The sequence below is a fragment of the Corallococcus sp. AB030 genome (genome assembly GCF_003668965.1).
GTDB classification, from domain to species: Bacteria; Myxococcota; Myxococcia; order Myxococcales; family Myxococcaceae; genus Corallococcus; species Corallococcus exiguus.
In genome coordinates this window covers 1-13,584 of record NZ_RAWQ01000030.1, presented here as the reverse complement: position 1 = coordinate 13,584, position 13,584 = coordinate 1, and the positions used below count along the sequence as shown (strand labels likewise).

11 protein-coding genes are annotated in these 13,584 nt (G+C 71.2%); 8 read left to right on the top strand and 3 right to left on the bottom strand.

Annotated features, from left to right (window positions below):
- The first annotated feature begins 16 nt into the window (after positions 1 to 16).
- Together D7Y15_RS10355 and D7Y15_RS10350 are read left to right on the top strand one after the other, a co-directional pair.
- On the top strand, positions 17 to 424 hold the full coding sequence (locus D7Y15_RS10355) for a MarR family winged helix-turn-helix transcriptional regulator (RefSeq protein ID WP_169819815.1): 408 nt from the start codon (positions 17 to 19) through the stop codon (positions 422 to 424).
- A gap of 88 nt (positions 425 to 512) precedes the next feature.
- Positions 513 to 1,895: a hypothetical protein gene (locus D7Y15_RS10350; protein ID WP_148712739.1), complete on the top strand. Its 1,383-nt coding sequence runs from the start codon at positions 513 to 515 to the stop codon at positions 1,893 to 1,895.
- On the opposite strand, the gene D7Y15_RS10345 is transcribed toward D7Y15_RS10350, so the two are convergent.
- Both D7Y15_RS10345 and D7Y15_RS10340 read right to left on the bottom strand, forming a co-directional pair.
- Complete coding sequence (locus D7Y15_RS10345; protein ID WP_121752447.1) at positions 1,864 to 2,199, bottom strand: DUF3817 domain-containing protein; 336 nt, start codon at positions 2,197 to 2,199, stop codon at positions 1,864 to 1,866. The two genes, D7Y15_RS10350 and D7Y15_RS10345, sit on opposite strands and share 32 nt — an antisense overlap.
- Positions 2,196 to 2,564 carry a hypothetical protein gene (locus tag D7Y15_RS10340; protein WP_120579205.1) on the bottom strand — a complete coding sequence of 123 codons (369 nt, stop codon included), beginning with the start codon at positions 2,562 to 2,564 and terminating at the stop codon, positions 2,196 to 2,198. Before D7Y15_RS10340 ends, D7Y15_RS10345 begins: the two co-directional genes overlap by 4 nt.
- 163 nt (positions 2,565 to 2,727) lie before the next feature.
- On the opposite strand from D7Y15_RS10340, the gene D7Y15_RS10335 reads away from it, so the two are divergent.
- Entirely contained in the window at positions 2,728 to 3,741 is a 1,014-nt protein-coding gene (locus D7Y15_RS10335; RefSeq protein ID WP_120579206.1) for a GlxA family transcriptional regulator, read from the top strand.
- Here the strand turns inward: D7Y15_RS10335 and D7Y15_RS10330 are convergent.
- A complete protein-coding gene (locus D7Y15_RS10330; protein ID WP_121752467.1) occupies positions 3,674 to 4,606 on the bottom strand; it encodes an MBL fold metallo-hydrolase in 933 nt (310 codons plus the stop codon). The two genes, D7Y15_RS10335 and D7Y15_RS10330, sit on opposite strands and share 68 nt — an antisense overlap.
- Positions 4,607 to 4,719: 113 nt before the next feature.
- Here D7Y15_RS10330 and D7Y15_RS10325 point away from each other — a divergent pair, with 113 nt between their 5' ends.
- From D7Y15_RS10325 to D7Y15_RS10305, 5 genes are all read left to right on the top strand, one after another.
- Positions 4,720 to 5,607, top strand: a complete 888-nt coding sequence (locus D7Y15_RS10325) for a LysR family transcriptional regulator (protein ID WP_121752446.1) — start codon at positions 4,720 to 4,722, stop codon at positions 5,605 to 5,607.
- 39 nt (positions 5,608 to 5,646) lie between these two features.
- A complete protein-coding gene (locus tag D7Y15_RS10320; protein ID WP_120579214.1) occupies positions 5,647 to 6,234 on the top strand; it encodes an NYN domain-containing protein in 588 nt (195 codons plus the stop codon).
- A gap of 27 nt (positions 6,235 to 6,261) precedes the next feature.
- Complete coding sequence (locus tag D7Y15_RS10315) at positions 6,262 to 8,010, top strand: DUF885 family protein (RefSeq protein ID WP_121752445.1); 1,749 nt, start codon at positions 6,262 to 6,264, stop codon at positions 8,008 to 8,010.
- Positions 8,007 to 8,885, top strand: coding sequence for an alpha/beta hydrolase (locus D7Y15_RS10310; protein WP_120579209.1), 879 nt, complete (start codon positions 8,007 to 8,009; stop codon positions 8,883 to 8,885). Before D7Y15_RS10315 ends, D7Y15_RS10310 begins: the two co-directional genes overlap by 4 nt.
- Before the next feature lie 174 nt (positions 8,886 to 9,059).
- The coding region (locus D7Y15_RS10305) for a polyketide synthase (protein ID WP_158629031.1) at positions 9,060 to 13,584 on the top strand (4,525 nt) is incomplete at its 3' end.

The window sequence follows — 13,584 nt, the reverse complement described above, 5'->3', positions numbered from 1 at the left end:
TTCCGCGCAAGGGCTCATGTCGAGAATCGACCCGGCGAAGATCTGGTCGCTGAACTACAACCTGCTGATGTCGGTCATCTCCGGTGTCTCCCCCGACATCTCCGGGCTGGGGTTGGACACGAAGGAGCTGTTCGTGCTGGCGCAGGTGGAGGAGCACCCCTACCCGGCCGAGCTGGCGGCGACGCTGAGCATGCCGAAGCCGACGGTGACGGTGTACGTGAAGCGGCTGGAGGCGGCGGGCTTCCTGCGCCGGGAGATTGACGCCGAGGACCTGCGGCGGCACCGGCTGCAGGTCACCCCGGCGGGCCGCAAGGTGACGGCGAAAGGGCTCGCGATGCTGTCGGAGGCGTTCGGCGCGCGGCTCGGTCGCTTGAGTGCGGCGGAGCAGGCCGAGCTCCGGAGCCTGCTCGAGAAGCTGAGCTGACGGCGGCTTGAATCCTGCCGAACCCCTGGTGCGTAATTCCGGCCATGACGCCGAGGCGACTTTTCGCCCGGCCGGGGGTTTCCCATCCATGCAGAAGCGTCGTGCGGGTGAAGTGGTTCTGGGTGCACTGGTGTGCTGGATGCTCGCGGCCTGTGGCGGCGACGACAAGGTGAAGGTCCGGGGGCACGTCACCAACGGAGGCGGTCAGCAATCACAGGGGCTCGTCGACGGCGCGCCCGCGCTGGCCGGGGATGGAACGGTCTCGGCGGCGACCACGGTGCGGATCAGCCGCGTGGTGGCGTCCGGAGACCTGACGACGCTGGCGGAGGCCGACGTCGCGGCGGATGGCAGCTACACGCTGGAGCTGGACGACGAGGGGCAGCGGCTGATCATCGAAGCGGTGAATGCGTCCGCCGCCACGGTGGGCTCCGCGGTGCTGGACTCCACGACGCCGCGGTCCGGCCAGGACGCGCGCACGGCGCCGCCCATCACGAGTGAGTCCTCGCTGGAGGCGGAGGTCTTCGTCCAGATGGTGCGGGACGGGGACTCGCCGGAAGGCGTGGACACGGTGGACCTGCGCGCGCGGTTGAACTCGGAGCAGGCGGCGGCGGTGCGCGGCCAGCTCAAGGCGACGGCGGCGGAGTCGGTGGAGGCGTTGAGCGCGGCGGTGCGCGCGGCGCAGGCGACTCGGATCAAGGCGTACGCCCGGGCTGGCGTGGCCGTCACGCAGGAGCAGCTCTTCAGCGCGTCGTGGGCTGCGTCCGCGCAGTTGGACGCGTCACTGGATGCCGGCGGACAGTCCGCGGTGGGCGCCTACGACACGTTCTTCGCGGCGGTGCGCGCGGCCACGCCCCAGGCGAACGACGCGCAAGACCAGCAGGCGGAGCGCGAGGCGAGCGTGTCCTATCGCATCGCGGTGGACGCGCGGCTGTCCTCGGGAGCGGGCATCGCGGTCGCGGACGCGTCGGTGCGAGCCGCCGCCGCGCTGGAGGCCCGGGCCACCGAGGCCGCCGTGAAGGCCCTGCTCCAGGGCGCGAGCGCCACCGACCTGACGCTGCAACAGGCGAACACCGCCGCCACGTCGCTGCGCGCGAACCTCTCTTCCGCCACGGCGGCCAACGCCGCCGCGACGGCCTGGGCGAACTACAACACCCAGCTCGCCACCGGCGGAAGCGCGTCCGTGATGGGGGCCCAGCTGGGGGTGACGAGCAGCAACCAGCTCGCCTTCGACTCGGCGGTGCATGCGGGCGCGCAGGCGGGCGCGACGCTCGAAGCCGCGCTGGGCACGGTGCTGGAACAGTCCGGCAAGGCGTCCGCCACGGCGCTCGCGGACGCGGTGGTCAACGCCTTCGCCACCTATGACGCCGCGGTGCGAGGCGGCGCCACAGCCACCCTGGTGGCCTTCGGACCCAAGGCCACCACCGGCGTGGAGCTGCTGATCATCTCCGAGGGCTCGTTCCGCCTGCGGTAGGTGTGGAGCTCTCCGCTCGCTGCTCCTCCCGCCGCAGCGAGCGGTCCAGCACGAAAGTCCCGAACGGCACCAGCGACGCGCCGAACACCGTGAGCGAACGGCGCGCCGTCCAGCCGTGTTCGGATGCCGCGCGGAACAGTGAGGACACGAAGAGCAGGAACAACAGCCCGTGGACGCTGCCTGTAATCCGCACCGCCAGGGGCTGAGCGAACAGGTACTTCACCGGCATCGCGATGAAGAGCAGCCCCAGGAAGGACATCCCCTCCAGGAAGGCCACCCACCGCAGCTGTCTCAGCGCATTCATGTGTCCACCCAGGGCCAGCGCGGCCGGAAGACCATCAGAACCAACACGCAGAAGAACGGCACGGCGGCCCAGAGTGCCCCCGCCACCGTGCGCCGCTCACGGGACGCCATGGCCACCAGCGCCAGCTGCGACACCAGCGACAGCGTCAACCCGCCCAGGATCCACGCCTCCGTCAATGCGATGTTGAACTGGAGCGTGAGCAGGTAGCCCGCCGTCCACGTCACCACCAACCCCGGTGACGCGATGGCGTGCACCGCGCGCTTGCGGTCCCGGGACTCCGTCGCGACCAGCGCCCCCACGAGCCCGCCGCCGTAGAGCACCACGCCCACGAACTTCAGCAGGAGCAGCAAGCGGTAGATCAACACCCCGTCACACGTCCCTGGCACGCCGTGGCGGCCATCGCCACGAAGCCCCGTCCGTATGACACGGGCCCCACGCCCACCGTAAGTGGCGGAAACGCCATATTTCGACGACTTCCCGCCACGACTTACCTTGGCGGGAACCCACCAGCCCTGGCATCGTCCCGACATGCACACCGTGGCAATCGTCGCGCTGGACGGAGTGGTGCCCTTCGACCTCTCGATTCCCACCGAGGTCTTCCGCCATGTGCGGCTGCCCTTCGGCGGCCCCGGCTATCAGGTCCGCGTCTGCGGACTGACGCCGGAGGTCCACGCGGGCGCGTTCCGGGTGAAGACCCATTATGGCCTGGGCGCCCTGGCGCGCGCGGACACCATCATCCTGCCCGGCATCACGGATGTCTCCGGGCCCGTGCCGCCCAGGCTCGTGAAGGTCCTCCGCGCGGCCGCGGGCCGGGGCACGCGCATCGCATCCATCTGCTCGGGAGCGTTCCTCCTGGCCGCGACAGGGCTGCTCGATGGGCTGCGCGCGACCACGCACTGGATGGCCACGGAGGAGCTGGCCCGGCGCTTCCCGTCCATCCAGGTGGATCCGAATGTCCTCTACGTCGACAACGGCCAGTTCCTCACCTCCGCGGGCGCGGCGGCGGGGCTGGACCTCTGCCTGCACATGGTGCGGCGCGACCATGGCGCCGCGGTGGCGGCGGACGCTGCGCGGCTGGCCGTGATGCCGCTGGAGCGCGACGGCGGCCAGTCCCAGTTCATCACCCACGTGCCTCCCGCCCCCGAAGGCGCGTCGCTGGAGCCGCTCCTGCACTGGATGGAGGACCACCTGGACCGGCCACTGACGCTCCCAGCCCTCGCCCGGAAGGCGGCGATGAGCGAGCGCACCTTGAGCCGCCGCTTCCGGGAGCAGACCGGCACCACTCCCCTCCAGTGGCTCCTCCACGCCCGCGTGCGCCGCGCCCAGTACCTGCTGGAGACCACCGAGCAGTCCGTGGAGGCCGTCGCTGAAGAAGTGGGCTTCGGCTCGCCCACCTCTTTCCGCGAACACTTCCAGCGCTTCGTCACCACCAGCCCCCTCGCCTACCGCCGCGCGTTCCGGGGAGCAGAACGCCTCAGTGCTGGTGGCCGAAGCGCACCTCCACCGCCGGGTGCGCCGCGACAAAGGCGCGCAGCTTCTTGAAGCTCTCCACGCCCCGGGGCCCGTCGTCCGTGAAGGAGCCCGGCTCCACGTCGTGCTCCCAGCCCCAGCGCGTGTGGCTGGCGTCGCCCAACAGCAGCACCGGCCCCTTCGTGGAGCGCACGAGGTACGCGGTGCTGCCCGGCGTGTGCCCCGGCACCCAGAGAGCCCACACGGAGCCGTCCCCGAAGACGTCCACCGCGCCGTCGAAGAGGCCCTTCGGGTCGGCCGTGTAGTTCCACTCCGACAGCGCCGGCTTGCCCTCCAGCGCGCGGTCCGTGGCGCCCTGCACCACCAGGTTCCGGAAGGCGCGGAGGCCCGCCTCACCCGGGCCGGTGTACACGGGCGTCCCCGCCGGTGCGTCCGCCATGCCGCTGATGTGGTCCGGGTGCAGGTGCGTGAGGAAGACGCCAGAGAGCGGCTGGGGCTGCTTCGCCAGCCACTCGCCCAGCGGCGCCAGCACCGTCATCTTCTCCATGTGCATCGCGCTCGTGACGATGCCGCCCAGCGCCGCGCGGTCCGGCGCATCCCGCAGCGCCGTCTCCACGCCGGTGTCCACGATGTACATGCCCTTCGTGGGATGACGAATCGCGTGGAAGAAGACCTGCACGGGCTCGTCCCCGTCCTCCAGGTGCGCCGCCTTCGCCGTCGGGTGGTCCAGGTTGATGAGGCCGCTTCGGTCCACGGCCCAGTCGCACGAGGTGACGGTCTCCAGTTCCACCGGCCCGGGCACATCCAGCTCCGCGAGCAGCGCGTCCGCCGGCCGCGTCACGCCGAGCGTGGACTTCTGGACGCCGTGCGAGGACGTGGCGCAGCCAGTGGCGAACCCAGCGACACAGAGGCAGAGCGCGAGCAGGGAGGACTTCATGACGGACACCTTCTTCCTTTCGGCGCGAGGCACCGGGCGTTCGGGACAGGCGGCACGATGCGCGATGCGCTCATGGATGGGAATCCGCGAAATCGGCATGATGCCATCCATTCATGGATATCTCCTGGGACGACGCCCGGCTGTTCCTCGCCATCGCGGAGACGGGCAGCTTCAGCGGGGCCGCGCGGAGGCTGCGCATCGGACAACCCACGGTGAGCCGGCGGCTGGCCGCGCTGGAGTACGCGGTGGGCTCCGCGCTGTTCCGCCGGAGCGTGGATGGCGCGGCGCTCACGTCCGCGGGAGAGCGGTTGCTCGTGCCCGCGAAGAAGATGGCGGAGTGGGCCGGGGAGCTGCACCGCGCGGCGGAGTCCGCGGACAGCTCGCCCCGGGGCATCGTGCGCGTGACGGCCACGCCCTACATGAGCTTCGACTTCCTGGCCCCCTTCGCCGCCTTCGTCTCCCAGAAGCACCCGGGCCTGCGCCTGGAGGTGCAATCCCAGATTCAATACCTGGACCTGGGGCGCGGTGAGGCGGACCTCGCGCTGCGCGGACGGCTTCCCACCAGCGCGGACCTGAAGCTCGTGGACACGCTGGAGGTCCCCAACGCCGTCTTCGTGTCCAAGGCCCTGAAGGCCCGGCTGCCGAAGAAGCTATCGCTCCAGCAGCTGCCCTGGGTGGCCTGGGCGCCCCCCTTCGAAGCAGTCCCGCCCAACCCCCAACTGGAGTCGATGATCCCCGGCTTCAGTCCGTCATTCACGGCGGACAACTACCTGGTGCTGGTCGCGGCGGCGGAGGCGGGCCTGGGCGCGATGGTGATGGCGCGCATGGCGCACCGCTTCACCCGCCCCTCGCGCCTCGTCCCTCTGGACGTGGACCTGGGGCCCTTCTCCCGGAGTCAGACCCACCTGGTGTGCGCGAAATCCGCGCTGGATATTCCCCGGGTGCGGCGTGTGTCAGAGCTGTTGCGCGAGGAGTTCCAACGAATTCGCCTGGGTCGATGAAAACCCCCAACGGCCGGCAGCCCGCGTATTGTGCCCGCCATGCAATCCGTCCGCCCCGCCGCCGCATCCTACGTCCTCATCGACGCCGAGAACGTCGATTGGGCCGTCTCCAACATCGTCGGGCGCAAGCCCGAGCCGCAGGACCGGGTGCAGTTCGACCGGCTCGTCGCCTTCTGCGACACATATTTCCCCAAGCCGGTGCGCTGCGTGGTGGTGCTCAACTCTCGGGGTGAGCAGCTGCCGGACGCGATGATTGGCTTCGTGCGCGCGCTGAAGTCCGCGGGCTGTGAGGTGGCGCTGCTGCACGGCCGTCCGGATCAGAAGGTCGTGGACCTGGGCATCCTCAAGCTCCTGGAGAACATCCGCACCCAGCGTCCGCAGGCGGCGGTCGGCCTGGCCAGCCACGACGGCGCGGACTTCGCGGAGGCGCTCAAGCCCCTGCTCGAAGAGAAGCGGCAGGTCGCCGTGCTGGGCCTGCGCGAGTACGTGAGCCAGAAATTCCGCGATCTCACCCCGCTGGGCCTGAAGGTCGTCGACCTGGAGCTCAACGCCCGCGTGTTCCAGCGCCCCCTGCCCCGGCTGCTGCCGGTCAACGTGGACGAGTTCGATCCTTCTCTGTTCGTCTAGCCGCGGTTTCCAAGCCGGAGTCCGTCCATGTCATCCCAGTCCGTCCCCCAGCGCGGCGTCGCGTCCGCTTCGCTGCACACCCTGCTGGAAGCGGAGTGGCAGTACTCGCTCCAGCAGTACCCCACCTACGCGTCGCTCCTGGGGGACCGGCGCTGGAATGACCGCTGGGATGACCTGAGCCTCACGGCGCTGGAAGCGGATCACCAGCACAGCCACGCCGTGCTGCGCAGGCTCCAGGACGTGGACCGCGCCGCGCTGGACAACGACGCGGACCGGCTGCACCTGGACCTCTTCCGCCGGATGCACGAGACGTGGCTGGAAGAGTACGGGGTGAAGAGTCACCTCCTGCCCCTCAACCAGATGGGAGGCCTGCCGGAGGGGCTCAAGCAGCCGCCGGGGCTCCAGACGGCGTACCAGCTCGCGGACACCCTGCGCTTCGAGACGGTGCGGGACTACGAGGACTGGGTGAAGCGGCTGGAGGGCTTCGGCGCCTACGCGGATCAGGTGGTGGCGCTGATGCGCGAGGGAATGCGCCAGCACCGCATCCACCCGCGCATCGTGCTCCAGCGCATCCCGCCGCAGCTGGAGCGACAGGTCGTGAAGGATCCGACAAAGAGCGGCTTCTTCAGTCCCTTCACCCGCATGCCCAAGGACTTCACGCCGGAGGACGCGCGGAGGCTTGCGCAGGCGGGCCGCGACGCCATCGGGAACACCGTGGTGCCGGCGCTGAAGCGCGCCCTGGACTTCGTCACCACGGAGTACCTGCCCGCCGCGCCGGAGACGGTGGGCGTGTGGCAGTTCCCGGACGGTGAAGCGATGTACACGGTGCTCGCGCGCCGGCACACGACGACGCGGATGACGCCGGAGGAGATCCACGCGGTGGGCCTGACGGAGGTCCAGCGGCTGCGCGCGGCGATGGACGCGGTGATGGCGCGCACGGGCTTCACCGGCACGCTCCAGGGCTTCTTCGACACGCTGCGCACGGAGACGCGCTTCTACGAACCCACGGGCGAGTCGCTGCTCACGCGCTACCGGACGCTGGCCCGCCGCATTGATCCGCTGCTCCCGCGGCTGTTCCGGACGATGCCGAAGACCCCCTACGTGGTCGAACCCATCGCGGAGGCCATGGCCCCGGACGTGACGACGGGCTTCTACTTCCCGGCCGCCGCGGACGGCTCGCGCCCGGGCACCTTCCAGGTGAACCTCTACCGGCCGGAGACGCGGCCCGTCTGGGAGATGGTGCCCCTGACGCTGCACGAGGCCGTGCCCGGCCACCACTTCCAGGTGTGCCTCGCCAACGAGCAGACGGACGTGCCGGCCTTCCGCCGCTTCACGTCCTACGTGGCCTTCGATGAAGGCTGGGCGCTGTACAGCGAGTCCCTGGGCGACGAGCTGGGCCTGTACGACGACCCGCACGACAAGTTCGGCCAGCTGGCCTACGAGATGTGGCGCGCGGTGCGGCTGGTGGTGGACACCGGCCTGCACGCGAAGCGTTGGACGCGGAAACAGGCGCTGGACTTCTTCATGGAGAACGCGCCGCGCCAGGAGCTGGACGTCACCAACGAGGTGGACCGCTACATCGCGTGGCCCGGGCAGGCGCTGGCGTACAAGGTCGGCCAGCTGCGCATCCGCGCGCTGCGAGACAAGGCAGAGGCCGCGCTGGGGACGCGCTTCGACGTGAAGGCCTTCCACGACGAGGTGCTGCTGACGGGCTCGCTGCCGCTGGACGTGCTCGAGGCGAAGCTCGACGCCTGGGTGGCCCGGGAGTCCGCGTGAAGCGTCCGCTCGTCGCCGGGCTTCTGCTGGGAGGCGTGGCCCTGCTGGCGATGGCCGCCTGGGTCGCGGTGCGCAGCGCGCGATACATCTCCCAGGAGGTGCACCCGCCCCGGCAACCAGTGGGCAGTCCTCCCCAGGAAGCGGAGTTCGCCGGCCTGCGCGACGTGGCGTTCCAGGACCGCGACGGCCTCCAGCTCAAGGGCTGGTACCTGCCTCCGCGCGACGGGGCGCTCGTCGTCCTGGTCCATGGGCTGTCAGGCAACCGCACGCAGCTGTTGCCCGAGGCGCGGTTCCTGGCCCGGGCCGGGTACGGGCTGGTGCTCTTCGACCTGGGCGCGCACGGCGAGAGCAGCGGAACCGTGTCCACCTATGGCGACCGCGAGGCGACCCAGGTGCGGGCGGCGGTGGACTTCGCCGCGCTCCAGCCAGAGGTGGACGCGAAGCGCATCGGTGCGCTCGGGTTCTCCCTGGGGGGCTATTCGGTGTTGAAGGCCGCGGCGGAGGATCCGCGCATCAAGGCCGTGGTGGTGGAGGCCGCGGCCGTGGCGCCCGCGCAGGCGCTCCAGGACGAGCTGGGACACTGGGGACCCCTGGGCCTGTGGCCGGCGCTGGGGGTGATGAAGCGCGCGGGCGTGGACGTGAACGCCGTGCAACCCGCGCGGGACATGGCCGCGCTCGCGGGTCGCCCCGTCCTGCTGGTGGCGGGCGATTCGGATCCATGGGTGCCGGACGCAGCCCTGGAAAACCTGCTTCGCCAGGGTCAAGGCCCGTGGGAGAAGTGGCGCGTGCCGGGTGCGGGGCACGAAAGCTACCTCCAGGCCTCGCCCGAAGAATATCCACGCAGGGTGTTGGCGTTCTTCTCGCGCTTTCTCTGAATGTGGCGGTTGGGGAGCGGCCGAGGGGTCGGCCGGATGTAAGGAATCTGCCCAGACGCGATCATTCCTTTCCAGGCATGGCATGCTGCGTGCCCGGATTGGCCCGTCTTTCCCATTCTCTTCAATCTCAAACGCTCGGTACCTGACGGTCTGATGGACCCGGGGGATAAGTCCGTGGACGCAGCGCTCATGCAGACAGTGGTGGCGCGTTTCACCGCGCAGGCGTCCCGGACGCCTGACGCCGAGGCGGTCCGGTTCGAAGGCGCGGGGCTGACGTACGCGGCGCTGGACCGTCGCTCCAACCAGCTCGCGCACCACCTGCGGGGCCTGGGCGTCACCACGGACGTGCTCGTGGGCGTGTGCCTGGAGCGCTCGGTGGAGATGGTGGTGGCGGTGCTGGCCGTGCTCAAGGCAGGCGGCGCGTATCTGCCATTGGACCCGGCCTATCCCGCGCCACGTCTGGCTTTCATGTTGGAGGACGCGAAGGCGCCGGTGCTGCTCACCCAGGCGAAGCTGCGCGCGGGGCTGCCTGCCTTCGCGGGCCCGGTACTGTGCCTGGATGAGTCCCCTGCCCTCTTCGCTCCGGAAGTCCCGGCCACGCCGGTGGACGCGTCCAGCCTGGAGGGGCTGGCCTACGCCATCTACACGTCCGGCTCCACGGGCACGCCCAAGGGCGTGGCCATGGGACACCGGCCGCTCGCCAACCTCATCGCGTGGCAGCTGGGGCAGTCCATCGCGGGGCCGGGCACGCGCACGCTGCAGTTCTCCCCGCTGTCCTTCGACGTGTCGTTCCAGGAGCTGTTCGGCACCTGGTGCTCCGGCGGAACGCTGGTGCTGGTGCGGGACGCGCTGCGGCTGGACGCCGTGCTGCTGTTGCAGCTGTTGGCGGACGAGCGCGTGGAGCGGCTGTTCCTGCCCTTCATCGCGCTGCAGAACCTGGCGGAGATCGCCACCTCGCACCAGAAGGTGCCGCCCACCCTGCGCGAGGTCGTCACCGCGGGCGAACAGCTCCAGGTGACGCACCACCTGCGCGCGTTCTTCGCCGCGCTGCCGGGCTGCGCGCTGCACAACCACTACGGCCCGTCGGAGACGCACGTCGTCTCCAGCTACGTGCTCCGGGGCTCGCCCGACACGTGGCCCGCGCTGCCGCCCATTGGCATGGCGGTGGACGGCTGCGAGCTGCTGGTGCTGGACGAGCAGAAGAAGCCCGTGCCGCAGGGTGAGTCCGGCGAGCTGTTCCTCGCGGGCGTGTGCCTGGCGAAGGGCTACCTGCACCGCGAGGCGCTGACGGCGGAGCGCTTCGTGCCGCACCCGCTCAAGCCCGGCACCAGCGAGCGCGCTTACAAGACGGGCGACCTGGCGCGCGTGCTGCCGGACGGCAACGTGGAGTTCCTCGGCCGCATCGACGGCCAGGTGAAGGTGCGCGGCTACCGCATCGAGCTGGGCGAGATTGAAGTCGCGCTGGGCAGCCACCCCGCGGTGAAGCAGGTGGCGGTGGTGGCGCGCGAGGACGTGCCCGGCGACAAGCGGCTGGTGGCCTACGTCGTCCCGGACGGCACGCTGGAGCACGCGGCCGGGACGCTGCGGCGCCACCTGTCCACGCGGGTGCCGGACTACATGGTGCCCTCCGCGTTCGTGGTGATGGACGCCCTGCCTCGCACGCCCAGCGGCAAGATTGATCGCCGGAGCCTGCCCGCCCCGCTGCCCACGCGGCCGGAGCTGCAGCAGGCGTTCGTCGCGCCGCGCTCGCCGCTGGAGCGCACGCTCGCGGACGCGTGGGCGCAGCTGCTCCGCATCGACCGGGTGGGCGTGCACGACAGCTTCTTCGAGCTGGGTGGCAACTCGCTGCTCGCGCTCCAGTGCGTGGCGCGGCTGCGGCAGGCGCACGGGCTGGAGATCCCCATCGTCCAGCTGTTCCAGTCCCCCACGGTGGCGCAGCTGGCGGCGGTGCTGACGGGGGATGCGTCGCGTCCGTCGCTCAAGCAGCTGGCGGAGGCGCGGCAGGCGAAGCGTCAGCAGGCGGCGGGCGGCGCGGAGCCGGTGGCCATCATCGGCATGGCGGGCCGCTTCCCGGGCGCGCCCGACATCGAGACGTTCTGGAAGAACCTGGTGGGCGGCGTGGAGTCCGTCGCCACCTTCACGCGCGAGGAGGTGGACCCGTCCGTGCCCGCCGCCGAGCGCGACGCCCCCGAGTACGTGCGGGCGCGCGGCACCCTGGAGGGCGTGGAGCTGTTCGACGCGGCCTTCTTCGGCATCATGCCGAAGGAAGCGCAGGTGATGGATCCGCAGCAGCGCCTGTTCCTGGAGACGGCGTGGGAGGCGCTGGAGTCCGCTGGCTGCGTGCCGGAGACGTACCCCGGCCTCGTCGGCGTCTTCGCGGGCACGCACAACAACAGCTACCAGCCGCTGCACGTGCTGCCCCGGCAGGACATCGTGGGCCGGGTGGGCGCCTTCCAAGCGATGGTGGCCAACGAGAAGGACTACGTGGCGACCCGCGTCGCGCACAAGCTGGACCTGCGCGGGCCCGCGCTGTCGCTCAACACCGCGTGCTCCACGTCGCTCGTCGCTGTAGCGCAGGCCTTCTGGGCACTCCAGACGCACCAGTGCGACGTGGCGCTGGCGGGCGGCGCGTCCGTGACGGTGCCGCAGAAGTCCGGCCACCTGTACCAGGAGGGCGGCATGCTCTCCCAGGACGGGCACTGCCGCCCCTTCGACGCGAACGCCACCGGCACCCTCTTCAGCGACGGCCTGGGCGCGGTGGTGCTCAAGCGCCTGTCGGACGCGCAGGCGGACGGCGACGTCATCCACGCCGTCCTGCGCAGCGTGGGCATCAACAACGACGGCGCGGCCAAGGTGAGCTTCGCGGCGCCGGGCGTGGAGGGACAGGCCACCGCCATCGCCACGGCGCACGCGAACGCGGGCATCGACCCGCGCACCATCCGCTACGTGGAGGCGCACGGCACGGCGACGCCGCTGGGCGACCCCATCGAGGTGGAGGCGCTGTCGCAGGCGTTCCGCGCGCACACTTCCGACACGGGCTTCTGCGCCATCGGTTCGGTGAAGAGCAACTTCGGCCACCTCACCGCCGCGGCGGGCGTGGCGGGCCTCTTGAAGACGGTGCTCTCGCTGAAGCACCGCGAGCTGCCGCCGACGCTGCACTTCCAGACGCCCAACCCGAAAATCGACTTCCCGCGCAGCCCCTTCTTCGTGCAGGCGAAGCGCTCCGCGTGGCCGGAGGGCACCGGCCCCCTGCGCGCGGGGGTGAGCTCGTTCGGCGTGGGCGGCACCAACGCGCACGTCGTGGTGGAGGAGGCCCCGGAGCGTCCCGCCTCCGGCCCGTCGAAGCCGCGCCAGCTCCTCACGCTGTCCGCGAAGACGCCCGCGGCCGTGACGCAGGCGGCGCTGCGGCTGGCCGCGCACCTCCAGGCGCATCCGGAGGATTCGCTCGCGGACGTGGCGCACACGCTGGCCACGGGCCGCAAGGCGTTCCCGTTCCGCCGCGCCGTGGTGGCGGGCACCCATGAGGAAGCGGTGCGGGCGCTGACGGCCGCCGAGCCGGAGGCCTCCGCGCTGGAGTCCACGCCGCCCGTCGCGTTCCTCTTCCCGGGACAGGGTTCGCAGCATCCAGACATGGCGCACGGGCTGTACCGCCACGCGCCGGCCTTCCGCGCCACGGTGGATGCGTGCGCGGAGGTGCTCAAGCCGCTGCTCGGGCGCGACCTGCGCGAGGTGCTCTTCCCGAAGGACCCGGAGTCTCCCGAGGCCGCGGAGACGCTGCGCCAGACGTCGTTCGCGCAGGCGGCCCTCTTCACGGTGGAGTACGCGCTCGCGCAGCTCTGGTGGAGCTGGGGCGTGCGGCCGGGCGCGCTCGTGGGCCACAGCGTGGGCGAGTTCGTCGCCGCGTGCCTCGCGGGCGTCTTCACGCTGGAGGACGCGCTGCACCTGGTGGCGAAGCGCGGCCAGCTCATGCAGGCGCAGGCGCCGGGCAGCATGCTGTCGGTGCGCCTGTCCGCCGAAGCGGTGGCCCCCAAGCTGACGGACGGAATGGCCATCGCGTCGGACAACGGACCCCGCCTGTGCGTGGTGTCCGGCCCCACGGAGGCCGTGCAGCGGCTGCAGGCCACGTTGGAGGCGGAGGGCACCGCGTGCCGGATGCTCCAGACGTCGCACGCATTCCACTCGCCCATGATGGACGCCGCGGTGGCGCCCTTCCTGGAGACGGTGAAGGGCATGCGCCTGTCCGCACCGCGCATCCCCATCGTCTCCACCGCGACGGGCACGTGGCTGAAGGACTCCGAGGCGACGTCCCCTGACTACTGGGCGCGGCACCTGCGCGACACGGTCCGCTTCTCCCCCGCGCTGCGCACGCTCTGGGACAAGGGCGACCACCTGATGTTGGAGGTGGGCCCGCGCGTGACGCTCGCCACGCTGGCGCGGCAGCAGGCCACGGCCGACCAGCGCTCGCGGGTGTTCGCCTCCCTGGGCGAGTCCACCGGCGATGCCGCGGACTGGAGCGCCCTCCTGACCGCCGCGGGCCAGCTCTGGCGCCGGGGCGTGGCCCTCGACTGGCGGGCCTTCCACGCCGACGAGCAGCGCCAGCGCGTCACCCTTCCTACGTATCCCTTCCAGCGGCAGCGCCACTGGATCGACCTCGAGCGGGCTCCCGTGCCCGCCCCCACCCTCTCCACCGGAGTCGCCG